Source organism: Pseudomonas sp. UBA6276, assembly GCF_002438365.1.
Classification (GTDB): Bacteria; Pseudomonadota; Gammaproteobacteria; order Pseudomonadales; family Pseudomonadaceae; genus Aquipseudomonas; species Aquipseudomonas coleopterorum.
Map to the genome: position 1 here is coordinate 23819 of NZ_DJUS01000080.1, position 24182 is coordinate 48000.

General features: G+C 63.1%; 22 protein-coding genes and 4 pseudogenes. 10 read left to right on the forward strand and 16 right to left on the reverse strand.

All coding sequences use genetic code 11. The features are described 5' to 3' along the window. The 4 genes and pseudogenes from B2V21_RS09345 to B2V21_RS09360 all read right to left on the reverse strand — a co-directional run. On the reverse strand, nt 1-412 hold a 412-nt coding region (locus B2V21_RS09345; protein WP_414708380.1), incomplete at its 3' end, for an HD domain-containing protein. 63 nt (nt 413-475) lie between these two features. Next, nucleotides 476-739, reverse strand: coding sequence for a DNA-directed RNA polymerase subunit omega (rpoZ, locus tag B2V21_RS09350; RefSeq protein WP_043192179.1), 264 nt, complete (start codon nt 737-739; stop codon nt 476-478). A gap of 97 nt (nt 740-836) precedes the next feature. Further along, a pseudogene (gene gmk / locus B2V21_RS09355) lies at nt 837-1423 on the reverse strand (guanylate kinase). A 12-nt stretch (nt 1424-1435) separates the two neighbouring features. Beyond that, nucleotides 1436-2299, reverse strand: coding sequence for a YicC/YloC family endoribonuclease (locus B2V21_RS09360; protein WP_049860368.1), 864 nt, complete (start codon nt 2297-2299; stop codon nt 1436-1438). Nucleotides 2300-2464: 165 nt separating this feature from the next. On the opposite strand from B2V21_RS09360, the pseudogene rph reads away from it, so the two are divergent. Beyond that, nucleotides 2465-3165: pseudogene (rph, locus tag B2V21_RS09365) on the forward strand (ribonuclease PH). A 279-nt stretch (nt 3166-3444) separates the two neighbouring features. Here the strand turns inward: rph and B2V21_RS09370 are convergent. Next, a complete protein-coding gene (locus B2V21_RS09370) occupies nt 3445-4224 on the reverse strand; it encodes an exodeoxyribonuclease III (RefSeq protein WP_043192186.1) in 780 nt (259 codons plus the stop codon). Nucleotides 4225-4306: 82 nt separating this feature from the next. Here B2V21_RS09370 and pyrE point away from each other — a divergent pair, with 82 nt between their 5' ends. Then, on the forward strand, nt 4307-4948 hold the full coding sequence (gene pyrE / locus B2V21_RS09375; protein WP_049860366.1) for an orotate phosphoribosyltransferase: 642 nt from the start codon (nt 4307-4309) through the stop codon (nt 4946-4948). Nucleotides 4949-5027: 79 nt separating this feature from the next. Continuing rightward, entirely contained in the window at nt 5028-5552 is a 525-nt protein-coding gene (locus B2V21_RS09380; RefSeq protein WP_376787071.1) for a DUF4124 domain-containing protein, read from the forward strand. 49 nt (nt 5553-5601) lie between these two features. Here the strand turns inward: B2V21_RS09380 and argB are convergent, their stop codons facing one another. The 4 genes from argB to coaBC form a co-directional block, all read right to left on the reverse strand. Next, entirely contained in the window at nt 5602-6507 is a 906-nt protein-coding gene (argB, locus tag B2V21_RS09385; protein WP_049860364.1) for an acetylglutamate kinase, read from the reverse strand. A gap of 24 nt (nt 6508-6531) precedes the next feature. After that, nucleotides 6532-7911 (reverse strand): phosphomannomutase/phosphoglucomutase, encoded by a 1380-nt coding sequence (locus B2V21_RS09390; protein ID WP_286916700.1) that lies wholly within the window; start codon nt 7909-7911, stop codon nt 6532-6534. Between the two features lie 1209 nt (nt 7912-9120). After that, the gene (dut, locus tag B2V21_RS09395; protein ID WP_090361481.1) at nt 9121-9576 is read right to left on the reverse strand and encodes a dUTP diphosphatase; all 456 of its coding nucleotides are present in this window, start codon (nt 9574-9576) and stop codon (nt 9121-9123) included. Between the two features lie 8 nt (nt 9577-9584). After that, nucleotides 9585-10793: a bifunctional phosphopantothenoylcysteine decarboxylase/phosphopantothenate--cysteine ligase CoaBC gene (gene coaBC / locus B2V21_RS09400; RefSeq protein ID WP_049860361.1), complete on the reverse strand. Its 1209-nt coding sequence runs from the start codon at nt 10791-10793 to the stop codon at nt 9585-9587. Nucleotides 10794-10926: 133 nt separating this feature from the next. Between coaBC and radC the strand changes: the two genes are divergently transcribed. Further along, nucleotides 10927-11601 carry a RadC family protein gene (radC, locus tag B2V21_RS09405; RefSeq protein ID WP_049860360.1) on the forward strand — a complete coding sequence of 225 codons (675 nt, stop codon included), beginning with the start codon at nt 10927-10929 and terminating at the stop codon, nt 11599-11601. A gap of 110 nt (nt 11602-11711) precedes the next feature. Here radC and B2V21_RS09410 read toward each other — a convergent pair whose 3' ends face one another. Continuing rightward, entirely contained in the window at nt 11712-13301 is a 1590-nt protein-coding gene (locus B2V21_RS09410; protein WP_282348954.1) for an ABC transporter substrate-binding protein, read from the reverse strand. A 372-nt stretch (nt 13302-13673) separates the two neighbouring features. Here B2V21_RS09410 and rpmB point away from each other — a divergent pair, with 372 nt between their 5' ends. Further along, nucleotides 13674-13907, forward strand: coding sequence for a 50S ribosomal protein L28 (rpmB, locus tag B2V21_RS09415; protein WP_007894701.1), 234 nt, complete (start codon nt 13674-13676; stop codon nt 13905-13907). Between the two features lie 12 nt (nt 13908-13919). Further along, nucleotides 13920-14075 carry a 50S ribosomal protein L33 gene (gene rpmG, locus B2V21_RS09420; protein ID WP_022960960.1) on the forward strand — a complete coding sequence of 52 codons (156 nt, stop codon included), beginning with the start codon at nt 13920-13922 and terminating at the stop codon, nt 14073-14075. An 86-nt stretch (nt 14076-14161) separates the two neighbouring features. Here rpmG and B2V21_RS09425 read toward each other — a convergent pair whose 3' ends face one another. Then, nucleotides 14162-15715 (reverse strand): glycoside hydrolase family 32 protein, encoded by a 1554-nt coding sequence (locus B2V21_RS09425; RefSeq protein WP_286916697.1) that lies wholly within the window; start codon nt 15713-15715, stop codon nt 14162-14164. A gap of 41 nt (nt 15716-15756) precedes the next feature. After that, complete coding sequence (locus B2V21_RS09430; protein WP_049860357.1) at nt 15757-16116, reverse strand: cupin domain-containing protein; 360 nt, start codon at nt 16114-16116, stop codon at nt 15757-15759. Between the two features lie 163 nt (nt 16117-16279). On the opposite strand from B2V21_RS09430, the pseudogene B2V21_RS09435 reads away from it, so the two are divergent. Continuing rightward, a pseudogene (locus B2V21_RS09435) lies at nt 16280-17772 on the forward strand (aldehyde dehydrogenase). Between the two features lie 25 nt (nt 17773-17797). On the opposite strand, the gene B2V21_RS09440 reads toward B2V21_RS09435, so the two are convergent. Both B2V21_RS09440 and B2V21_RS09445 read right to left on the reverse strand, forming a co-directional pair. Continuing rightward, nucleotides 17798-19351, reverse strand: a complete 1554-nt coding sequence (locus B2V21_RS09440; RefSeq protein WP_414708381.1) for a phospholipase D family protein — start codon at nt 19349-19351, stop codon at nt 17798-17800. A gap of 52 nt (nt 19352-19403) precedes the next feature. Continuing rightward, entirely contained in the window at nt 19404-20843 is a 1440-nt protein-coding gene (locus tag B2V21_RS09445) for a PLP-dependent aminotransferase family protein (RefSeq protein ID WP_122743122.1), read from the reverse strand. Between the two features lie 165 nt (nt 20844-21008). Between B2V21_RS09445 and B2V21_RS09450 the strand changes: the two genes are divergently transcribed. After that, a complete protein-coding gene (locus tag B2V21_RS09450; protein ID WP_049860354.1) occupies nt 21009-21245 on the forward strand; it encodes a DUF1127 domain-containing protein in 237 nt (78 codons plus the stop codon). Nucleotides 21246-21254: 9 nt separating this feature from the next. Here B2V21_RS09450 and B2V21_RS09455 read toward each other — a convergent pair whose 3' ends face one another. Beyond that, nucleotides 21255-22547 (reverse strand): NAD(P)/FAD-dependent oxidoreductase, encoded by a 1293-nt coding sequence (locus B2V21_RS09455; RefSeq protein WP_286916699.1) that lies wholly within the window; start codon nt 22545-22547, stop codon nt 21255-21257. A 123-nt stretch (nt 22548-22670) separates the two neighbouring features. On the opposite strand from B2V21_RS09455, the gene B2V21_RS09460 reads away from it, so the two are divergent. Next, nucleotides 22671-23024: a YkgJ family cysteine cluster protein gene (locus B2V21_RS09460; protein ID WP_049860352.1), complete on the forward strand. Its 354-nt coding sequence runs from the start codon at nt 22671-22673 to the stop codon at nt 23022-23024. Between the two features lie 10 nt (nt 23025-23034). On the opposite strand, the gene B2V21_RS09465 is transcribed toward B2V21_RS09460, so the two are convergent. Next, nucleotides 23035-23523 (reverse strand): Lrp/AsnC ligand binding domain-containing protein, encoded by a 489-nt coding sequence (locus B2V21_RS09465; RefSeq protein WP_043192202.1) that lies wholly within the window; start codon nt 23521-23523, stop codon nt 23035-23037. A gap of 156 nt (nt 23524-23679) precedes the next feature. Here B2V21_RS09465 and dadA point away from each other — a divergent pair. Then, nucleotides 23680-24182 (forward strand): annotated as a pseudogene (gene dadA, locus B2V21_RS09470) (D-amino acid dehydrogenase); the annotation flags it as partial.

Here is a 24182-nt window from a genome sequence, read left to right on the forward strand (position 1 = left end):
CGAGCTTGACCAGGATCACGCGGATGTCCCGGGCCATGGCCATGGCCATCTTCTGGAAGTTTTCCGCCTGAGCCTCGGCCTTGGTCTCGAAGTTCATCTGGGTCAGCTTGCTGACCCCGTCGACCAGATCGGCCACGGTTTCGCCGAACTGGGCACTGAGTGCTTCCTTGGCGATACCGGTGTCTTCGATCACGTCGTGCAGCATGGCCGCCATCAGGCTCTGATGGTCCATGTGCATGTCGGCGAGAATGCCTGCCACCGCCAGCGGGTGCGTGACGTAGGCTTCGCCGCTGCGACGGCGTTGGCCGTCGTGGGCTTGTTCGGCGTAGAAGTACGCTCGGCGGACCAGGTTGACCTGCTCCTTGCCGAGGTAGGTCGACAAGCGATCGGCGAGGGCGTCTATGCTCGGCAAGGGGAGACCTCCTGCCGATGTGGGATAGAACCTCGCGCCGTACAGCGTCGACCAGGCATGGACTTAGACGGCCTCGTTGGCCTCGTCTTCGAACGCTGCGAAGAGGGGTTCGTCTTCAACGATTTCAGCTTCAGCGATAGCAGCATAGTCGATCAGGCCTTCGGCGATTTCACGCAGGGCTACCACGGTAGGCTTGTCATTTTCCCACGCCACTTTCGGCTCTTTGCCGCCGGTCGCCAGCTGGCGAGCGCGTTTGGTGGAGAGCATGACCAGCTCGAAACGGTTATCCACGTGTTCTAGGCAGTCTTCAACGGTTACGCGGGCCATGGTCTTCCTCGTAGCAAATGCGATTATGCGCGCGGCCCGGATGGGCGAGCGGACTCGATAGTTTAAAAAATCACCAGCGTTTAGGGAAGCTTTGTTTTCAGGCGAGCAGTTCGGCCAGCAAAGCGCCGTGCTTTTGCTGCTGTGCCTGCTGCTGCAGGCGGTTGGCGCGAAACACCGCTTTGAGGTCTTCCAGGGCCGAGGCAAAGTCGTCGTTGATGATCAGGTAGTCGTATTCGACATAGTGGCTCATCTCGCTGACCGCTTCGCGCATGCGCTTCTCGATGATCTCGTCGCTGTCGGTACCGCGGTTGGTCAGACGCTGGCGCAGCGCCAGTTGCGACGGCGGCAGGATGAAGATCGAGCGTGCCGAGGGCATCAGCCGACGCACTTGCTCGGCACCCTGCCAGTCGATTTCCAGAATCAGGTCGTGACCTTCGTCGAGGGTCTGCTGCAGGTGGCTCTGGGACGTGCCATAGAGGTTGCCGAACACTTCGGCCTGCTCCAGGAAGTCGCCGTGGCCGATCATGTCGATGAAGGTTTCGCGGTCGACGAAATGATAGTTCACGCCACAGACCTCGCCCGGACGCATGGCGCGGGTGGTGTGNNCAGGGCCTTGACCAGGCTGGTCTTGCCCGCGCCCGAGGGAGCCGAAACGATGTAAAGGGTGCCGGTGCTGTGGGTCATGAAAGGGTGGCCTTACTCAATGTTCTGCACTTGTTCACGCATCTGCTCGATCAACACCTTGAGGTTGACGGCAGCCTGCGTACTGCGTGGGTCGAAGGCTTTGGAGCCCAGGGTGTTGGCTTCGCGGTTGAGTTCCTGCATGAGGAAATCCAGGCGTCGGCCGGCGGCGCCGCCGGCCTTGAGCACGCGCCGCACTTCGGTGACGTGGGTGGTCAGGCGATCAAGTTCTTCGGCCACGTCGCTTTTCTGTGCCAGCAGGACCATTTCCTGCTCCAGTCGCTGCGGGTCGAGCTCGGCCTGCAAGTCGGCGCAGCGGTCGAGGATCTTCTGCCGTTGCGCGCTGAGCATCTGCGGCACCAGGCTGCGCAAGGTGGCGACCTCGCTGCTCATGGCATCGAGCCGGTCATTGATCAGCCGGGCCAGTTCGGCGCCTTCGCGTACGCGGCCGGCCTTGAGCTCGGCCAATGCCTGTGCGAACAACTCGTTGGCCGCCGTGCTCAGGGCCTGGGGATCGCTGGCGTCGGCCACCAGCACGCCGGGCCAGGCCAGCACTTCCAGTGGGTTGAGCGCAGCAGGCTGCTTGATCAGGGCGGCAACGGTCTCGGCGGCGGCAATCAATTGCGTGGCGCGTTCGCGATCGACCTGCAAGGGCTGGCCGCTGGTGTCCTCGGTGTAGCGCAGGGTGCATTCGACCTTGCCGCGCGACAGGCCTTGGCGCAGAGCTTCGCGCACCGAACCTTCGAGGTCGCGCAGGGCCTCGGGCAGGCGCAGATGCGGTTCCAGATAGCGATGGTTGACCGAACGCAGCTCCCAGCTCAGGGTGCCTTGGGCCGCGGCTCGTTCGCAACGCGCGAAGGCGGTCATGCTGTGCACCATGGGGGAGAAACCTCGCAGACGATGGACGATGAATCGAGGCGCGGGATTGTAGCGCAACCTGGCGCCGGCTCCCAATGCTGGCGCGATCTGCGGGGGCGGGACGGGCAATTCATGGTCGGACGCCCTATAATGCCCGCCAGATTTGAGTCCAGTACAGGTATCCCGATGAAACGTCCAAGTGGTCGCGCCGCCGATCAGCTCCGCTCGATCCGCATCACTCGCAACTACACCAAGCACGCCGAAGGGTCTGTCTTGGTAGAGTTCGGCGACACCAAGGTGATCTGCACCGTCAGCGTCGAAAACGGCGTGCCGCGCTTCCTCAAGGGGCAGGGNNCGGCATGCTGCCGCGCGCCACCGGCGACCGTAACCAGCGTGAAGCCAGCCGTGGCAAGCAAGGCGGCCGTACTCTGGAAATCCAGCGCCTGATCGGCCGCTCGCTGCGTGCGGCGCTGGACATGAGCAAGCTGGGCGACATCACGCTGTACGTCGACTGCGATGTCATCCAGGCCGACGGTGGCACGCGGACCGCGTCCATCACCGGTGCCATGGTGGCGTTGGTCGATGCCTTGAAGATGGTCAAGAAGCGCGGCGGCCTGAAGGGCGGCGATCCGCTCAAGCAGATGATTGCTGCCGTGTCGGTGGGCATGTACCAGGGCGAACCGGTCCTGGACCTCGACTATCTGGAAGACTCCGCTGCCGAGACCGACCTCAACGTGGTGATGACCAGCACCGGTGGCTTCATCGAAGTGCAGGGCACCGCCGAAGGCGCGCCGTTCCAGCCGGCCGACCTCAACGCCATGCTGGCACTGGCCCAGCAGGGCATGGAAGAGATCTTCGCCCTGCAGAAAGCTGCCTTGGCCGAGTGACGAAAGCCCTTTGTGGATGCGGGCTCTACATAAGGCTGGCCTCCTATTAAGGCTAGCCTCCTATAAGGCTGGCCATAGGGTTGGCTTTCTGTGAAGGCAGGCTCTGTGTGGGAGCGGGCAGAGCCCGCTCCCACAAAGATTGCGCTGCCTTTGTAACGGCGCGAGCCGCGTCGGCGGTGCATGCGGTCTGTCTGATTCACCGCTCCCACAGTGTCCAAGCTCTGCAAGAAGCCCACAAAAAAGCCGACCTCGCAAGGTCGGCTTTTTTGTGCCTGGCGATCAGATCGTCAGGGTCCAGTCGTAGTCCACGATGAGTGGCGCGTGCTGGGAAAAGCGGGGCTGGCGCGGCAGGCGCGCACTGCGCACGAAGCGTCGCAGGCCTGGGGTCAGCAGCTGGTAGTCGAAGCGCCAGCCCAGGTTGAGCATCTCGGCCTGTTCGTTGTCGGGCCACCAGCTGTACTGGTCGCCTTCGCGACTGACTTCGCGCAACGCATCGACATAGCCCATGTTGCCGACGATTTCGTCCATCCAGGCCCGCTCGGGCGCCAGGAAGCCGGGCGACTGCTGACTGTCGCGCCAGTTCTTGATGTCGAGTTTCTGCTGTGCAACATACAGCGAACCACAGTAGATGTATTCGCGACGCTTGCGCCGTTGCTTGTCCAGGTACTTGCCGAAGTCGTCCATGAGCTTGAACTTCTGGTTCAGGTCTTCATCGCCGTTCATGCCCGAAGGCAGCAGCAAGGTGGCAATACTGAGTTTATCGAAATCTGCCTGCAGATAACGCCCGTAGCGGTCGGCTGTCTCGAAGCCCAGCCCACTGATGACCGCCTTGGGTTGCAACCGCGAGTACAGCGCCACACCGCCCTGGGCTGGAACTTCTGCATCGCACGCATAAAGGAAGTAGCCGTCCAGTTGGAAGGCGGCGTCATCCAGTTCAAAGGCGGAAGCACGGGTGTCCTGCAAGCAGATGACGTCGGCATTCTGGGCCTGCAGCCAACTGAGCAACCCGCGCTCGACTGCCGCCTGAATACCATTGACGTTCACACTGATGATCCGCATACATGGCCCCAAAAATCTTGTGCGTGTATGATACCCGAGCTCTACCTAATTAGCTAAATCCGTGGTATCCGGGACTTTTTCGATGCAGGCCTATCAGCGCGACTTCATTCGTTTTGCAATTGATCGAGGCGTTCTGCGTTTCGGCGAATTCACCCTGAAATCAGGGCGTACCAGTCCCTATTTCTTCAATGCCGGCCTGTTCAACACCGGTGCCGCGCTGGCCGAACTGGCGCGCTATTATGCCGCAGCCATCGTCGACAGCGGCATCGCTTTCGACGTCCTGTTCGGGCCCGCCTACAAGGGTATTCCCCTGGCCGCTGCCACTTCGGTGCAACTGGCCGAAAGGCATCAGCTGGACGTGCCCTGGTGCTTCAATCGCAAGGAAGCCAAGGCGCATGGCGAAGGTGGCAGCCTGGTCGGTTCGCCCCTGGCCGGCAACGTGCTGATCATCGACGACGTGATCACTGCCGGTACGGCCATCCGTGAAGTCATGCAGATCATCCAGCAGCAGAACGCGACCGCGGCAGGGGTAATGATTGCCCTCAATCGCCAGGAGCGTGGCAATGGCGAGCTGTCGGCCATTCAGGAAGTGGAACGTGACTTCGGCGTGCCCGTGGTCAGCATTGTTTCGCTGAATCAAGTGCTGGAATTCCTCGCCGACGACGCGCAGCTCAAGCAGCATCTGCCGGCGGTCGAAGCCTATCGTGCGCAGTACGGTATCTAGTCACGTGCGATGGCGGGCGGTGGTGGTCGCAGCGTTCGGCCTGCTCCCGGTCTTGGCCGTGGCCGCGCAGGCACCGGTCATGCTGCTCTATCGCTATGTCGATAGCCGCGGCGTGACGGTGCTGGATCGCCAGGGCGTACCGCCGGAGTACGTGGGCAAGGGCTATCAGGTGCTCAACCAGAGCGGTCGGGTGGTACAGACCGTGCCGCCTGCGCCGACGGCCGAAGAAACACGCCTCAAGCAACAAGCCCAAGTGCAGTCGCAGGCCGATGCGCAGTTGCTCGATCGTTATCCATCGCTGGAAGAGCTGGACAAGGCCAGTGCTCGTCGCAGGGCTGAGATCGATGCCCTGATTGCCGTGGCCACGGCGAACGTGCAGACCTTGCAGGGTCAGCAGACCACGCTGCAGGGGCAGGCGGCGGCGCAGGAGCGGGCGGGTCAGGAAGTGTCGACATCGATGCTCGACCAGTTGCGTGACGTGCAGGCTCAGATCATCGACGCCCAAGCGCGAATCGCCAAACTGCAGCAGACACGCAGCGAAGCGGACGCCGGGTTCGCCCAGCAGCGAACCCAGTTGGTCAAGCTTCTCGAATCCCAACTGTAATCGCGTCGGCGGTCGGCGCGGTACTTCTGATGCACCGCGCGCGGTCAGGTCAACCGATCTTCTTGTTGCTGATCAGGGTGCCGACACCGCTGTCGGTGAAGATTTCCAGAAGCACGGCATTGGGGACGCGGCCGTCGATGATGTGCGAGGTGGTCACGCCACCCTGGACCGCTTCCAGCGCGCAACGGATCTTGGGCAGCATGCCACCGTAGATGGTGCCGTCGGCGATCAGGCCGGATACCTGCTCGGTGGTCAGGCCGGTCAGCACGTTGCCTTCCTTGTCCATCAAGCCCGCAATGTTGGTCAGCAGCATCAGCTTCTCGGCCTTGAGCGCCTCGGCCACCTTGCCCGCCACCAGGTCGGCGTTGATGTTGTAGGACTCGCCATCCGGACCCACGCCAATGGGCGCGATCACCGGGATGAAGTCACCATTGACCAGCATGTTCAACAGATCGGTATTGACCCCGCTGACTTCCCCGACGTGGCCGATGTCGATGATCTCCGGCTTGGTCATTTCAGGGGTCTGACGGGTCACCGTCAGCTTGCGTGCGCGGATCAGCTCGGCGTCCTTGCCGGTCAGGCCGATGGCGCTGCCGCCGTGGCGATTGATCAGGTTGACGATGTCCTTGTTCACCTGGCCACCGAGCACCATCTCCACGACGTCCATGGTCTGGGCGTCAGTGACGCGCATGCCGTCGACGAAATGGCTCTCGATGGACAGGCGCTTGAGCAGGTCGCCGATCTGCGGCCCGCCGCCGTGCACCACCACCGGGTTGATGCCGACAGCCTTCATCAGCACGATATCGCGGGCGAAACCGGTCTTGAGCTCCTCGCTCTCCATCGCGTTGCCGCCGTACTTGATCACCAGGGTCTTGCCGACGAAGCGGCGGATATAGGGCAGCGCTTCGGACAATACCTTGGCGACGTTGGTGGCGGCATCACGTTCGAGGGTCATGCGGGGCTCCAGTGAAACAAGTGGTCAGAACGGTAGGTGCAGATCGGGTGCGACTTTCAACAACTGGGTACGGAAGACGCCCTGGATTCGTTCGAGTTCCTCGGCGTCTTCTGCCTCGAAACGCGTCACCAGCACGGGGGTGGTGTTGGAGGCGCGGACCAGGCCCCAGCCTCTAGGGTAGTCCACGCGCACGCCGTCGATGAGGGTGAGCTGGGCATCCCCCCACTGAGCGCCGTGGTGCAGGGCGTCGATGATGCCGAATTTGCTGTCTTCGGTCACCGCAATGTTCAGCTCGGGCGTCGACACGTCGTCGGCGAATGCGGCGAAGACGTCTTCGGCACTGAGGTGTTCGCGGCTGAGGATTTCCAGCAGTCGCGCAGCGCTGTAGATGCCGTCGTCGAAGCCGAACCAGCGTTCCTTGAAGAAGATGTGCCCGCTCATTTCCCCGGCCACCAGCGCGCCGGTGCGCTTCATTTCTTTCTTGATCAGGGAATGCCCGGTCTTCCACATCACCGGGCGGCCGCCGTGTTCCTTGATCAGCGGGCCCAGGCGACGCGTGCATTTGACGTCGTAGATCACGTCGGCGCCGGGATTGCGCGACAGCACGTCGCGCGCGAACAGCATCAGCAGGCGATCGGGATGGATGATGCGGCCGGTGTTGGTGACTACGCCCACACGGTCCGCGTCGCCATCGAAGGCCAGGCCCAGGTCGGCGCCCGTTTCGCTGACCTTGGCGATCAACGCCTGCAGGTTGGCGGCCTTGCTCGGGTCCGGATGATGATGGGGGAAATGCCCGTCGACCTCGCAGAACAACGGGATGACTTCGCATCCCAGAGTCTCTATCAACTGCGGCGCCACCACGGCACCGGCGCCGCTGCCGCAGTCGACCACGACCTTGAGTCGGCGGGTGAGAACGATGTCATCGCGGATCTGCGCCACATAGCGCTCCAGGATCTCGACCTTCTCGACGCTGCCCTGGCCTTGGCTGAGGTCGTTGTGCAGCAGGCGCTGGTGCAGGGCCAGGATCTGTTCGTTGGCCAGCGTGTCGCCGGCGATCACCACCTTGAAGCCGTTGTAGTCCGGCGGGTTGTGGCTGCCGGTCAGCATCACACCGGAGCGGCCGCTGAGCACGTGGTTGGCGTAGTACAGCGCAGGTGTCGGCACCAGGCCCACGTCGCTGACGTGACAACCGGCGTCGACCAGACCCTGGATCAATGGCTGCACCAGCTCGGGGCCGGACAGGCGCCCGTCGCGGCCGACGTTGACGTTGGCCTCGCCCATGGCCAGGCTTTGCGCGCCGACGGCACGTCCCACCCAATAGGCGGTGTCGGCATTCAAGGTGCTGCCGACGATGCCGCGAATGTCATAGGCGCGAAAGATGCCGTGGGGCAGCGCCGGCGGCATGTCGCTCGCTTCGACGACAGGGTCGGTGGCGTCGAGCTCGAGCATGTCGATGTCCTGGAAGATCGGATTGGTCCAGTCGTCCACGACCGGCACGGGCGCAGGCGCGGCCGTGCTGCTGTCGGCCGGACGCGCGGCGCCCTCGCGCAGGGACAGGCGCGCCAGACCCTGTGCCAGGCCGTTGAGGGGCGCCAGGCTCAGGCCGAACGCCTTGACCGCCTTGCCGCCGGACAACTCCTCGAGCAACTGCTCTAGCTGCCGCGCGTCGGCCTCGATGCGTGCATACAGTTGGCGTTGGGCCAGACGTACCGCCAGCGCGGCGCAGCCGATGGCGATCGCCGCGGCAAGCATCATCAGGCCCAGTGCACTCCAGGCAAACGGTGGCTGGAACAGCGGCCCGGGACTGAATTCCAGGCGCCAGTTGGGGTTGGCGGTCGGATACGGGTAGCGCATGGCCGACGCATTGCTGCCTTGTTCGACCAGCACTTGCGGCGGGCTGCCCAGCACGCTCTGCTGCAGGCGCAGTTGGCCGAATTCGGCGTCGGGCAGTGCCAGGGCCTGAGTCAGGGGCTGCATCTCGAAGGCCAGTACCAGCGTACCCAGCACTGGGGATGTCGAGCTTTGCTGGACGGTGGCGACGTTATAGATCCACCAGCGCCCGTTGACCTTGTAGGCCTCGGGCGCAGTGGCAGTACCGCGTTCGGCGCGGCTGATCATATCCAGTACGGCAAAATTGATCGGCGCAGCACCCTGCTGATCGACCTTGGTTTGCCCCGGCAGATTCAGGCGCACGCCCTGCAGGCCATCGATCAAGGGCACGGCGCCAACGGCTTGAGCGATGAGCGAAGGGTCCTGGCTGGCCAGCGCAGCCGTCAGTGCCGGTGAGTGAGCCAAGGTAGCCGTTACGCCGGCTTGGCGCGCGATCACGGTGTCCAGACCTGCGGTGAAAGGCGCGGCGGCGGTCGCCTCGGCGTTCTGGAAGGCACGGCCGGCGAGCGGCGCGACGACCAGAAACCAGATCAGCAGCAAGGCAACGAGCACGCCAACGACGGCGATCAGCAGTGCCTGGTTACCGGCGGTGCTCCGCGCGTTCGAAGCCTGGCCGTGCTCGGCCGTCTTGGCATTGCGAGGAAATCCTTTCACCTGTCATCTCCGCATTGAACGCTTTGAAGCGGACGGGCATCGCCACGGCCGCCGGGTCTGCATGGCCGTTTACTGGGTGCCGGAGTGACCGAAACCGCCGGTCCCGCGCTGGCTTTCGTCGAAGCTTTCGACCAGTTCGAAGTGAGCCTGCACCACAGGAACCAGCACCAGTTGAGCGATACGCTCGCCCACCGTCAGGGTGAACTCGCTGTCGCCACGGTTCCAGCACGAGACCATCAGTTCGCCCTGGTAATCGGAGTCGATCAGGCCGACCAGGTTGCCGAGCACGATACCGTGCTTGTGGCCCAGGCCCGAGCGCGGGAGGATCATCGCTGCCAGGCCCGGATCACCGATATAGATCGAAAGGCCGGTAGGGATCAGCAGGGTCTGTCCAGGTGCCAGCAGGGTGTCTTGCTGCAGCATGGCGCGCAGGTCCAGGCCTGCGGAGCCGGGTGTGGCGTAGTGTGGCAGCGGGAAGTCCCGGCCCAGACGTGGGTCAAGGATCTTGGCTTGTAGGGCGTGCATGGCTGTCGTTAAACCTGGTCGAGGCGCTTGGCGATGAAGGAAACCAGCTGGCGGGCGATCTTGCCCTTGCTGGTCTGAGCGAAAGCAGTGGTCTGCAACTGGCGGTCGATCACGCTGCAGGCGTTTTCTTCACTGTTGAAACCGATGCTGGGGTTGGCGACGTCGTTGGCCACGATCAAGTCCAGGTTCTTGTCCTTGAGCTTGCGCGCGGCGTAGTCGAGCAGGTGCTCGGTCTCGGCGGCGAAGCCGACGCTGAATGGGCGATCGGCGCGACCGGCGATGGTTGCCAGGATGTCCGGATTGCGCACCATCTGCAAAAGCAGGCCGTCACCACTGCTGGGGTCTTTCTTGAGCTTCTGCGCAGCCACCACTTCGGGACGATAGTCGGCCACGGCGGCGGACGCGATGAACACGTCGCAGGGCATGCCAGCCTCGCAGGCGGCGAGCATGTCGCGCGCGCTGACCACGTCGATGCGGGTGACGCGGTCGGGCGTGGGCAAGTGCACCGGGCCGCAGATCAAGGTAACGCGGGCGCCGGCCTCGACGGCCGCTTCGGCCAGGGCAAAGCCCATCTTGCCGGAGCTGTGGTTGGTGATGTAGCGCACCGGGTCGATGTTTTCCTGGGTCGGCCCGGCAGTGATCAACACGTGCTTGCCGGTCAGTGCCAGATGCTCGAAACATTCGGCCGCGCACAGCGCCAGTTCGGTGGCTTCAAGCATGCGGCCCAGGCCGATGTCGCCGCAGGCCTGGCTGCCAGCGGCCGGGCCGAAGACCTTGAGGCCGCGGCTGCGCAGCAGGTGCAGGTTGTCCTGTGTGGCCGGGTCGCGCCACATGGCCTGGTTCATGGCCGGGGCGATGGCCACGGTGGCGTCGGTGGCCAGTACCAGGGTGGTCAGCAGGTCGTTGGCCAGGCCCTGGGCCAGGCGTGCCATCAGGTCGGCGGTGGCCGGGGCGATGAGGACCAGGTCGGCCCATTTGGCCAGATCGATGTGGCCCATGGCAGCTTCGGCCGCCGGGTCGAGCAGGTCCAGATGCACCGGGTGGCCGGACAGCGCCTGCAGGGTCAGAGGCGTGATGAACTCGCTGCCGCCCTTGGTCATTACCACGCGCACTTCGGCGCCCTGCTCCAGAAGCCTACGTACCAGCTCGGCGCTCTTGTAGGCGGCAATGCCGCCGCCGACGCCCAGAATGATGCGTTTTCGATACAGCCGCTGCATAGGCCTGCCTTTATATCTGGTAATAACACCACGGTGAAACCGCCTTCCGGGGCCGGGTCGCCGTGCAAAAAGTTGCGCTAAGATAGCACAGCGCTCGCTATGGAACAGCGAGGCACACAGACAGGGAGTGGGGATGAGTATTCGCGATTGGCCCGAGGCCGAGCGTCCGCGAGAGCGCCTGCTGGCGCATGGTCCGGGCAGTCTTTCCGATGGCGAGTTGTTGGCGATATTCCTGCGCACCGGCGTGGCTGGACACAGCGCCGTGGACGTTGCACGCAACCTGCTGATCCGCTTCGGCGGTCTGCGCGCCTTGCTCGAAGCCGACCAGAAAACCTTCAGCCAGCACTTCGGCATGGGCCCTGCCAAGTACGCCCAGTTGCAGGCCTCCATCGAGATGAACCGCCGCTACATGGCCGAGCGGCTGAACCGTGGGCCGGCCATGGAAGATCCATCGTCGGTGCGCCATTACCTCAAGGCCAAGCTGCGCCATGAGCGCCAGGAAGTGTTCGGCTGCCTGTTTCTGGACACCAAGCATCAGCCGCTGGGTTTCGAAGTACTGTTTCGCGGCACCATCGACAGCGCGGCGGTGTATCCGCGTGAGGTAGTCAAACGGGCCATTGCCACGAATGCGGCAGCGCTGATCCTGGCGCACAATCACCCTTCCGGAAACCCGACCCCGAGCCAGGCCGATCGCTCGCTGACCCAGCGCCTCAAGGAGTCGTTGGCGCTGGTGGATGTGCGGGTGCTCGACCACATCATCATCGGCGAAGGCGAGCCGTTGTCGATGGTCGAGCATGGGTGGATGTAAGGGGCGAGATTAGGCTGTGCATGCACCGGCCGCTCCTACAGGGATCTGTGGTGATACGAAAATCCACTGTGGGAGCGGGTTCTACCCGCGAAGAGGCCGGTAGTGGCAGCCTATTTCTCCACTGACACCCTGGAGAAATCCTGCCGACCGAACGGGCTGACGGTGTAGCCCTCGACCCCTTCGCGCGCCAGCACGGCTGCGGTGGGGTGGGCCAGCGGCAGCCACAGCGCCTGCTTCTGGATCAGAGCCTGGGCCTGCTGGTACAGCTTGCTGCGCTGGGCCTGATCGGTCACTGCCTTGCCATCGCTGATCAGCTTGTCCAGGCCCTTGTCGCAATAGCGTGCGAAGTTGGTGCCCGACTGCACGGCTGCGCAGGAAAACTGCGGGGTGAGGAAGTTGTCCGGATCGCCGTTGTCGCCGGCCCAGCCCATGAACAGCAGGTCATGCTCGCCGGCCTTGGCACGGCGAATCAACTCGCCCCATTCGATCACGCGGATCTCGGCCTTGATGCCGACCTTGGCCAGGTCGGCCTGCAACAGCTGCGCGCCCAGGCTGGGATTGGGGTTGAGCAGGCTGCCCGAAGGGCGGGTCCAGATCGTGGTGTTGAAGCCGTCCTTCAAGCCCGCCTTGGCGAGCAACTCGCGCGCCTTGGCCGCATCCTGCTTGTAGCCGGGCAAGTCCCGTGCATAGCTCCAGGTATTGGGCGGGTAGGGGCCGTTGGCAGCCTCGGCAGTGCCTTCGAAGACGGCCTTGAGGTAGCTGTCCTTGTCGAAGGCCAGGTTGATGGCCTGGCGCACTTCAGGCTTGTCCAAAGGCGGGTGCTGGCTGTTGATGGCCACGAACGCGGTCATGAAAGCCTCGGTCTTGATCACTTTCAGGCTCTTGTCGTCGGCGGCCGCAGCGATGTCCAGGGGCTTGGGCGACAGGGTCAGCTGGCACTCGTTGCGGCGCAGCTTCTGCAGGCGCACGTTGGCGTCCGGGGTGATGGCGAACAGCAAAGGGTCGACGGCAGGCTTGCCGGCAAAGTAGTCCGGGTTGGCCTTGTAGCGCACCACGGCGTCTTTTTCGAAGCGCACGAATACGAAGGGCCCGCTGCCGATCGGCTGGCTGTTGAGTTTTTCCGGAGTGCCGGCTTTCATCAATTGATCGGCGTATTGCGCCGAATAGATCGAGGCGAAGCCCATGCTCAGGGTCGCCAGGAACGTTGCATCGGGATGATCCAGGGTGAACCGTACGGTCAGAGGATCAGGCGCCTCGATTTTCTTGATCAGGCCGGGCAGTTGCATCGACTGGGCGTGCGGAAAGCCGCTTTGCGCCACTTTGTGCCAGGGGTTGGCCGGGTCGAGCATGCGTTGGAAACTGAACAGCACGTCCTGCGCGTTCAGCTCGCGGTCTGGCTTGAAGTAGGCGGTGTCGTGGAATTTGACCCCTGGGTGCAGCTTGAACGTGTAGGTCAGGCCATCGGCCGACACGGTCCAGCTGTCCGCCAGGCTGGGAATGACCTTGCCGGCCTTGGCGTCGAACTCTACCAGGCGGTTCATCAACACGTCGGCTGACGCGTTGGTGGTGGTCAGCGAGTTGTACTGCACCACGTCGAAGCCCTCGGGGCTGGCTTCGGTACAGACCGTCAGCGGTGCGGCATGCACCAGTGCGGAGGCAAACAGGGGAGCAAGCAAGAACGGCAAAGTCGCAAGACGCATGGTGTGTTCCTTGGCGTGTCGAGGGCCCATCTGCCTATGCAGTCTGGAGAAAAGTCCTACCCTAGAGATGTCGAGCGGCGTTGACTATCCCTAAATCGTTTTTCTGCGCGACGAGTGGTCATGCCGCTGCACGCCCGCCAGCGCTGTACATGGGCCGATGCCCGCGCAGCGCGGCACATCGATTGTGCATCTGGAGTTGTTGCACCGCAGGCTTTCTGGTATAAAGCAGCGCTCTTTTCTAGGGCCCTGTTCCTCTGCCTTCACGGTGAGGCGGGTAAGACCCTGAAGAAACGCGGCGCCGTGCGCCAAATGACTGAAAGATAAGCGGCCAACCCATGCCGGGTTGGGCATGTGGTTTTAGAGGGCTGAGGCATGTCGAGAGTCTGTCAAGTTACCGGTAAGGGTCCGGTGACTGGGAATAACATTTCCCACGCAAACAACAAAACCCGTCGTCGTTTCCTGCCGAACCTGCAGCATCACCGCTTCTGGGTTGAAGAAGAGAAACGTTTTGTTCGCCTGCGCGTATCCGCCAAGGGCATGCGTATCATCGACAAGCGCGGCATCACTGTCGTGCTGGCCGAAATTCGCAAAGCTGGCAAGATCTAAGGGAGCTTTATCATGCGTGAATTGATTCGTTTGATCTCGAGCGCCGGTACTGGTCACTTCTACACTACCGACAAGAACAAGCGTACTACCCCGGACAAGATCGAGATCAAGAAATTTGATCCGGTTGTTCGCAAGCACGTGATGTACAAGGAAGGCAAAATCAAGTAATTGGTTTTGGCGACCAGAAAAAGGCCCGCATCGAAAGATGCGGGCCTTTTTTTGTGCCCGGTTTTGCGCAGGCCCAGGCTTTCGATCTAGCGATGCTGGGCTTGGGCGTTGGTGATGGGGTTCAGGGTGGTGACGAAAACCTTGCTCAGGCGAGCGTTTCCTCCTTGTGCAACAACGCTGATGCGCTCCAATGGCGATTTCGTGTAGTACAGCGCAGTCCCTGCCGCGCTGCCTGCGGCACCGAGCAACTCCAGGCAGGAACGATCGATCACCAGGTGCATGTCCATGGTGCGGGTATCAGGTTGGAAGGCATACGAAAACCGGTCGACGAAATAGCGCTGCTCAAAGCCTGACGCACCGTGTCGGTCGATGAACAAGCCGCCGAAAGGGCCCGCGTCGAATCCGGCCTCAAGGGTTTCTCCAGCCTGATTGGACAGACGGACCGTCACCAAGGCACCTGGCTGCAATTCAACTTCCAGACGCACCTCGATCGCCTCGCCAGCGGGCAACGCGGCAGTGGCCAGCGTTGCGCTGCCCCATGGCCGGGTGTCGTCGATCAGGACCTTGCCCGCCAAGGGAGCGAGGTCGACGAACTGCTGCACCAGCCGCCAGTCCTTGCCCACGCGCCGCAATCCCAGGGTCCGCGGCAGTGTCATCATGCCTCTGGACGGTGAGGCAGGCACCTCGTTGGCGTACTGCCAGTTGCTGAGCCAGGCCAGGCCCACCGGTGCTCCAGAGTGGTTGGAGAAGCTTTGAAAGGCGTAGAAGTCCTTGCCGAAGTCCATCAGCCGCGTGACGCGGTCCTCGGCGGTGAACTGCCGGCCGTCGAAGTCGCCGATGAAATACTGCACCGCACTGCCGCCCAGGGGGCCGCCGGGGTTGATCGAAAGGATCAGGACCCAACGCTCGCCGCCGTTTTCGACGGGTACACGGATCAGATCCGGGCACTCGTAGTCGATGCCCAGCAGGCCGCTGTCTGCGAATTCACCGCGCTTGTCCCAGGATTTCAGATCGACCGAGCCGTAGAACAGCACCCGATGCGAGCGTGCCTCGACCACCACCATGATCCAGCACTGTTCCGGCGCGTGCCAGAAGACCTTGGGGTCGCGGAACTGGCTGGAACCGATGTCCAGCACCGGGTTGTGAGCGTACTCGACAAAGCTGCGCCCGCGGTCGCTGCTGGCGGCGATTTCCTGGGTCTGCAGGGTTGCCGAAGCGCGCGTATAGATGGCGACGATGCCGCCCGCTTGTTCCCCGGCGTCTGGTTGTGCCTGGAACAGTCCGCTCAGGTTGTGCTGGTCAACCACCGCGCTGCCGCTGAACGCCTGACCGGCCGGGGTGTTGAACAAGGCGGTGGGCAAGGTCTGCCAATTGAGAAGATCAGGGCTGACAGCGTGTCCCCAGTGCACGTTGCCCATCGTCGCCGCCGACGGGTTGTGTTGATAGTAAAGGTGATATTCGCCGTCGAAAAACACCAGGCCATTGGGGTCGTTCATGAAGCCTGTGGGCGGTGCGTAATGCACCTGGGGCGTGTAGTTGCCGCCGGTCGTGGGGCGTTTTTCGTCAGCCTGGGCGAAACGATAGAAAGCCGCACCGGTAGCCAGCAGGGCGGAGCCGATAGCGAAATAACGTCGTGTCATCAACGGTTGTAGCTCCTGGATCTAGGCATGGGGCGCGGTGCTTATTTGGATTCGAACACCACGTAGATCTTGCGGCACGCCTCCAGCACTTCCCAGGTGCCAGTGAAGCCTGCAGGGATCACGAAGCGGTCGCCGGCGCGCAATGTCTTGCCGTTGCCCTGGTCGTCACGCAGCACGGAAACGCCCTGCACGATTTCGCAATATTCGTGCTCGGTGTAGTTGACCGTCCATTGCCCCACCTGGCCTTCCCAGACCCCCGCGTTCATCTGTCCGCAGGGGCTCTGGTAGTGGTTGAACAGTGTCTGTTCGGGGTCGCCGCCGAGGATTTTTTCAGGCGCCGGGCGGTAGCGTTCCGGGGTGACGCTGTGTTGGGCGAAGTCGACGATGCTGGTGATGTTCATGCAGGAAACCCCTCGCTTGTTGGATAAAACGCACATCCGTGGGCCTGTGTGCGCTGGGTGTCAAATATATTGAAAAGCGTCGCACCGGTGGTTTAGGGTGGTTCGATGTCACCCCGCTCAGCCTTGCACGGCCGGGCTTTGCATTCAATCACAGGAGATCCGTATGACCACTCTGACTCGCGCTGACTGGGAACAACGTGCCCAACAGCTGAAGATCGAAGGGCGCGCGTTCATCAACGGCGAATACACCGACGCCGTGTCGGGCCAGACCTTCGAATGCGTAAGCCCCGTCGACGGTAGACTGCTGGCCCAGGTGGCCAGCTGCGACGCTGACGACGCCCAGCGCGCGGTCGAGAATGCCCGCGCCACGTTCAACGAAGGCGTCTGGGCCAAGGCCGCGCCGGCCAAGCGCAAGGCCACCCTGATTCGTTTCGCCGGGTTGTTGCGCGAGCATGCCGAGGAGCTGGCGCTTCTGGAAACGCTGGACATGGGCAAGCCGATCAGTGATTCGCTGAACATCGACGTACCCGGTTCGGCCAATGCCCTGGCCTGGAGCGGCGAAGCCATCGACAAGGTCTACGACGAGGTCGCTCCGACCCCGCACAACCAATTGGGGCTGGTCACGCGTGAAGCCGTCGGCGTGGTGGCCGCAGTGGTGCCGTGGAATTTCCCTCTGATGATGGCCTGCTGGAAGCTGGGGCCGGCCCTGGCCACGGGCAACTCGGTGATCCTCAAGCCGTCGGAGAAATCCCCATTGACCGCCATCCGCATCGCACAGTTGGCGATCGAGGCGGGCATTCCCAAGGGCGTGCTCAATGTGCTGCCGGGCCATGGCCACACGGTCGGCAAGGCACTGGCTCTGCACATGGACGTGGACACCGTGGTCTTCACCGGTTCCACCAGGATCGCCAAGCAACTGATGATCTACGCGGGCGAGTCGAACATGAAGCGCGTCTGGCTGGAGGCGGGCGGCAAGAGCCCCAACATCGTGTTCGCCGATGCACCTGATCTGCAGGCGGCGGCCGATTCGGCAGCCAGCGCCATTGCCTTCAATCAGGGCGAAGTCTGCACGGCTGGCTCGCGCCTGCTGGTGGAGCGTTCGGTCANNAGCGCTTCCTGCCCATGGTGGTCGAGGCACTCAAGGCCTGGAAGCCAGGCAACCCTTTGGACCCGGCGACCAATGTCGGTGCTTTGGTGGACACCCAGCAGATGAACACGGTGCTGTCCTACATCAGCGCCGGTCAGGAAGGCGGTGCCACCTTGCTGGTGGGTGGCAAGCGCATCCTTGAGGAAACGGGCGGCACTTACGTCGAACCGACCATTTTCGATGGCGTGACCAATGCCATGAAGATCGCCCAGGAGGAGATTTTCGGGCCGGTGCTGTCGGTGCTTACCTTCGACACTGCCGAAGAGGCGGTCAGCATCGCCAATGACAGCGCCTACGGCCTGGCCGCAGCGGTATGGACCGCGGACATCTCCAAGGCGCACCTGACGGCCAAGGCGCTGCGCGCCGGCAGCGTGTGGGTCAACCAGTACGACGGTGGCGACATGACTGCGCCGTTCGGTGGGTTCAAGCAGTCGGGCAATGGTCGTGACAAGTCGCTGCATGCGTTCGACAAATACACCGAACTGAAGGCCACCTGGATCAAGCTCTGAGCCACTGCCGGTCAGGCTGGGTCGATCAAAGCATCTTCTCCAGCCCGATCACTTCACTGGCCCACGCATTCAGCCGCCGCCACCAGTCACCCGGTTCTCGGTACAGGGTGTGCATCTGCTGGTGGTCCTCGGTGTCCCACACCACCTGGCCATTTTCCAGGCGCACCTGGTAGCTGCGTGCAGGCGACATGCCCTCACGGGCCAGGTGGCGCATCTGCGCCGCCAGTTCCGGGCTGTCCACCAGCACGCCGACCTCGGTGTTCCACAGCACCGAACGCGGGTCGAAATTGAACGAGCCGATGAAGGACTTGCGCTCGTCGAAGATCATCGCCTTGCTGTGCAAGCTGGAATCGGAACTGCCACTGAAGCTCAATGTGCCACCCGCATCGTCACCCGGCTGGCGACGCAGCTCGAACAGCTTCACTCCGTGCTCGAGCAAGTTCTTGCGGTAGGGCACGTAGCCGCCGTGTACCGCAGGTACGTCGGTCGCTTCCAGGGAATTGGTCAGCAGGCTGACGTCGACACCGGCATTGGCGCGTCCAGTGAGATAGTCGCGGCCAGCTTTGCCCGGCACGAAGTAGGCGGAGATCAGCATCAGTTCATGCTTGACCTGGGTCAGCTCCGGAGCGAGCTGCGTGGTCAGCAGCAGGTGCGGGTCGGGCTCGCCTCGGGCCAGCACCTTGGTGGGTGCATCCCACAGTGCCTGACCCCAGGCCCAGATCAACTGGCGCCGCCAGACGTCCAGCTGTGGCGCGCTCTGGTAGGTCATCAAGCGTTCATAGAGGGCGTGATGCTGGCTTCGCGAGGTGGTCAGGGACTTTTCCAGGCGCACCCGCGACGCGGCCAGGTGTTTGGCCGTCGGCACCGTCAACAGAAAATTGGCAATCGGCTGGCTCAGTGCACTGTTCCAGTACTGATCGAAGCTGTAGCCCAGTTGCTGGGCGACCGGCCCGAAGCCGAGCAGGTCGATGTCTGTGAAGTTCATGTCCGGCTCGGCGTCGAAGTATTCGTCGCCCAGATTGCGTCCGCCGACGATAGCCACGCTGTTGTCGGCCAGCCACAGCTTGTTGTGCATGCGCCGGTGCTGCCGAGACAGTTGCAGCAGGCGGCCCACCGCGCGCGTGGCGCCGGTCGAGCGACCCAGGTGGGTGGGGTTGAACAGGCGGATCTGGATGTTGTGATGCGCGGCGAGGGTGGCGATGGTCTTGTCCAGGCCATCACTGGTGGTGTCGTCCAGCAGGATGCGTACGCGCACGCCGCGGTCGGCGGCCTTGAGCAGTTCGTCGACCAGGGCGCGGGTGCTGAAACCGTCGTGGACAATGTAGTACTGCAGGTCGAGGCTGACCTGGGCATTGCGGATCAGCTCGGCACGTGCGCGAAAGGCCTCGTCACTGCTCGACAGCAGTCGGAAGCCCGACTGGCCATGATGGGCCTGCACCTGGGCCTGCACCGACCTGCCGAAGGCCGATTGTTCGGCCGGGAGCATTTCGCTGTATTCACGCGGCGCATTCACGCTGGCACAGCCTTGCAGGGCGAGGATCAGGGTCAACAGCAGCGGTAACAGCCTGGGGCAGGGCAAAGCGATCATCCTTGCAGGGAGGGCGGGCGTGCCGTTCGACCTTGGCATGGGCTCAAAGGTCGGCATCGGAGTGCGGATTATCCGCAAGCAGCTGCCGAGCGCAGGTACCCACGGTACGTACGGCGGCCTCGATGTCGGGCGAAGGCTTGCTGGCGAAGTTCATGCGCAGGCAGTTACGGTACTTGCCCGACGCCGAAAAGATACTGCCCACGGCGATCTGTACGCCCTGGTCGAGCAGCAGGCGGTTGAGCTTGAGGGTATCGAAGCCCTCGGGCAGTTCGACCCACAGCATGAAGCCACCCTGGGGACGGCTGCAGCGGGTACCGACGGGAAAGTAGCGGGTGACCCAGTCAATCATCAGGTCGCGGCTGCGCTGGTACTGGGTGCGCATGCGGCGCAGGTGCGGTTCGTAATGACCACCCTTGATGAACTCGGCGATCGCCAGCTGCGGCTGCGTCGAGGTCGACCCGGTGCCGATGTACTTCATGTGCAGCACCCGCTCCAGGTAGCGGCCGGGGGCGACGAAGCCGATGCGCAGGCCGGGGGCCAGGGTCTTGGAGAACGAACTGCACAACAGCACGCGACCGTCTTCGTCGAACGACTTGATGGTGCGCGGACGGGGATAGCTGAAGGCCAGGTCGCCATACACATCGTCCTCGATGATGGCCACGTCGAAGCGTTGCGCGAGCGTCAGCAAGGCACGCTTGCGAGCTTCGGGCATCACGTAGCCCAGTGGGTTGTTGCAATTGGGCGTCAACTGTATGGCCTTGATCGGCCATTGCTCCAGGGCCAATTCCAGCGCTTGCAGGCTGATGCCGGTGAGCGGATCGGTCGGGATTTCCAGGGCCTTCATGCCCAGGCCCTTGAGGGTCTGCATGGCGCCGAAGAAGCTGGGGGAGTCCACGGCGACGATATCGCCGGGCTCGCAGATGGCGCGGATGCTGGCCGACAGCGCTTCATGGCAGCCGGTGGTGACGACCAGTTCACCAATGCCCAATCGGCAGCCGGCATCCACCAATAGCCGGGCGATCTGCTCCCGCAGGGCCTGGGTACCATACAGCGAGTCGTAGTACAGGCCCGGCATCGCCTGGTGCCGACTTAGGCGGGCCAGCTCGCGCAGCAAGGGCCGCAGGGTCGGGCTGCTGACGTCGGGCATGCCACGGCCCAGTTGCACCACGTCATCGCGCGGCGCGGCACGCATCAGTTCGACGACTTGGTCCCACTGCGAGATGTCCACGGGACGCTGCATGGGGCGGCCCACGGCGGGCAGTGCCGGCAGTTCGCGGGCGGTGGGCACGAAATAGCCGGATTTGGGCCGGGGCGCGGCCAAGCCGTGGTCTTCGAGCTGGCGATAGGCTTGCTGCACGGTGCTCAGGCTGACGCCGTGCTCGATGCTCAGGGCGCGCACTGACGGCAGGCGATCGCCAGGGCGGTAGAGGCCTTGTTCGATGCGCTGGCTGAGCAGCTGGGCGAGGTTCATGTACAGCGTCATGGATGTGCTCGAGCTGATGACCATACAGATGCGTGGAAAATACAGCATTCAGACGTTCAGGTCAGCCTTCTGTATTAAAAACATAAACGCTTTTTGAATCTGTATTAGGCGGTGTCAGCTGCGGCACCATGGCCTTGCTGTCCAAACACTTCAAGGAGAAAGGCCATGAACGGCTTGAGCGATGTACGTCTGCTGCTGCGCACCGAAGAATTGCTGGAAGAGCCGAAGCTGCGCACACGCACGCCGTGCGCACCAGCAGGCCTGGGGCGTTGGGCGCTGATGCTGCATCACTTGCGCACGCGTCCGGCCCTGCTCGAACTGGACGAGGATCAGTTGCGCGATATTGGCCTGGATGCGCAGCAGGCCCGCCGCGAAGGCCTGAAGCCGTTCTGGCGTTCGTAGCGGAGCGGCCTAGCCCAGCTCCTTGAACCGGTGCCAGAGCATGCCCAGCGCGAGCAGGGGCGAGCGCAGGTAGCGGCCGCCGGGAAAGGTCATGTGCGGCACTTTGGCGAACAGGTCGAAGCCGCGGCTGGCCTGGCCACTGATGGCTTCGCCGAGCAGTTTGCCCGCCAGGTGAGTGACGTTCAGCCCGTGCCCGGAATAGGCCTGGGCATAGAACACGTTGGGCTGCTCCTTGAGCCTGCCGATCTGCGGCAGACGGTTGGCGCCGATGCCGATCATGCCGCCCCATTGATAGTCGATGCGCACATTGGCCAGTTGCGGGAACACATCGAGCATCTTGGGCCGCATGTATTCGGCGATGTCCTTGGGATCGCGCCCCGAGTAGTGACAGGCGCCGCCGAACAGCAGGCGCCGATCGGCGGACAGTCGATAGTAGTCCACCGTCACCCGCTGGTCGCACACCGCCATGTTGCGGGGCAGCAGCTGCCGTGCCTGTTCGGCATCCAGAGGCTCGGTGGCGATGATGTAGCTGCCGGCCGGCAGCACCTTGCCGCTCAGCTGCGGGTTGAGGTCGTTCAGGTAGGCGTTGCAGCCCAGCACCAGGAAGCGTGCCCGCACCTGGCCTTGAGCGGTGTGCACGCGCACTTGCGGGCCATATTCGATACGCGTCACCCGTGAGTGCTCGAAGACCTGCACACCCAATTGCCGGGCCACTTCGGCCTCACCCAGGGCCAGGTTCAACGGATGCAGGTGGCCGGAGCCCATGTCGACCAGACCGCCGTGGTAGCGATCCGAGCCGACCACGCTGTGCATGTCCTGCGCCTCGACGATTTGCAGCTCGTGAGCGTAGCCAAGGCTGCGCAGGGCCTCTGCGTCTTCGACGAAACCCCGCAACTGAGCTGGTTTGTTGGCCAGGTCGCAGTAGCCCCAGGTCAGGTCGCATTCGATACCATGGCGGTCGACCCGCTGGCGGACGATCTCGACCGCTTCCAACCCCATCAAGGTCAGGTCGCGCACACCGTCGTCGCCGATGATCTTGCGAAACTGTTCCAGATCGTGGCCGACGCCGCGAATCAGTTGCCCACCGTTGCGCCCGCTGGCACCCCAGCCAATCTGGTGGGCTTCGAGCAGGGCCACGCTGAACCCCCGCTGCGCCAGTTCGATCGCGGTGTTCAGCCCGGAGAAGCCACCGCCTACCACGCACACATCGACGCTGATCTCGCCCTGCAAGGGCGGGTATACCGGCTGCCGATGCAGACTGGCGGCGTAGTACGAGGCGGCGTGCTCGGCGCGAGCGTTCATGTGAGTGGTCCTGGTAGCAATGGTTTGAAAGGGGTGTACGGAAAATTCGACGCAGCATAAGCCGGGGTTTCCCATGGCGGCAACCGCGCGGCACAATGGCGCCTCGTCCACGCGGTGACCGTCATGAGCTGCAACAGCCACAAGCTTCGTTTCCTGCGCGAGCAGATCCCTTCGTTCGAATGCGTGCCGGGATGCCATGACTGCTGCGGCCCGGTGACCACCTCATCCGAGGAAATGGCGCGCCTGCCGCGCAAGACGGCTGCCGAACAGGAGGCCGCGCTGGCCCGGTTCGACTGCGTGCACCTGGGGCCACAGGGTTGCACGGTGTATGAAGAGCGCCCGCTGATCTGCCGGCTGTTCGGGACCACGCCGACGCTGCCATGCCCCAATGGACGGCGTCCGGTGGAGATGATCGACCCCGCCGTGGAGCATCAGGTGCACAAGCTGATCGCCAGCACTCGCCAGGTGCTGGTCTGAAGCGTCTGGATCAGTCCGGCACCGGCAGGTTCAAGCTCTCCTTCACTTCTTCCATGACGATGTAACTCTTGGATTCGCGCACATGGGGCAGTTTCAAGAGGATGTCGCCCAGCAGTTTGCGGTAGGACGCCATCTCGGAAATGCGTGCCTTGACCAGATAGTCGAAATCACCCGACACCAGATGGCACTCCAGCACATGAGGCAGTTTGAGCACCGCGCGGCGAAATTCCTCGAAGGTGTCGCCCGACTTGTAGTCCAGGCTGATCTCGACGAACACCAGCAGGCTTCCGCGCAAATGCTGCGGATTGAGCCGGGCGTAATAGCCCATGATGATGCCTTCGCGCTCCAGACGGCGGACCCGTTCGGTGCAGGGTGTGGTAGACAGGCCGACCTTCTCGCCCAGTTCGGTGAACGACATGCGCCCGTCAGCCTGCAGGATGCGCAGGATATTGCGGTCGATCTTGTCGAGTTCGCGTTTGCTCTGGTGCTGGGTACGCACAGGCGATGCCCCTCCGTTAAAGCGTCAATGGCCGAGAATTCTCGCCAAATATAGCCTTGCATACAGTGAAAAGCACTGGCTCGACCTTTTTATACTGCCCACATCTTCGGACCTAACATCTTACGTCAGCGGATTTCCGCGATGAGGGCGACACACATGCGCGTTCTGGTACTCGGTAGTGGTGTGATCGGCACCGTCAGTGCCTATTATCTGGCCCGGCAAGGTATGGAAGTGACCGTGGTCGATCGCCAGCCGGCCGTCGCCATGGAAACCAGCTTCGCCAATGCCGGGCAGGTTTCGCCGGGTTATGCGTCGCCCTGGGCGGCGCCGGGCGTGCCGCTCAAGGCCATCAAATGGCTGCTGGAGCGTCATTCACCGCTGGCGATCAAGCTGACCGGCGATGTCGATCAGTACCTGTGGATGGCGCAGATGCTGCGCAATTGCACCGCCAGCCGTTATGCGGTGAACAAGGAGCGCATGGTGCGCCTGTCCGAGTACAGCCGCGACTGCCTCGACGAGCTGCGCGCCGAGACCGGCATCGCCTACGAAGGCCGGACCCTGGGCACCACCCAGCTGTTCCGCACCCAGGCGCAACTGGACAACGCCGCCAAGGACATCGCCGTGCTGGAGCAGTCCGGCGTGCCCTACGAGCTGCTCGA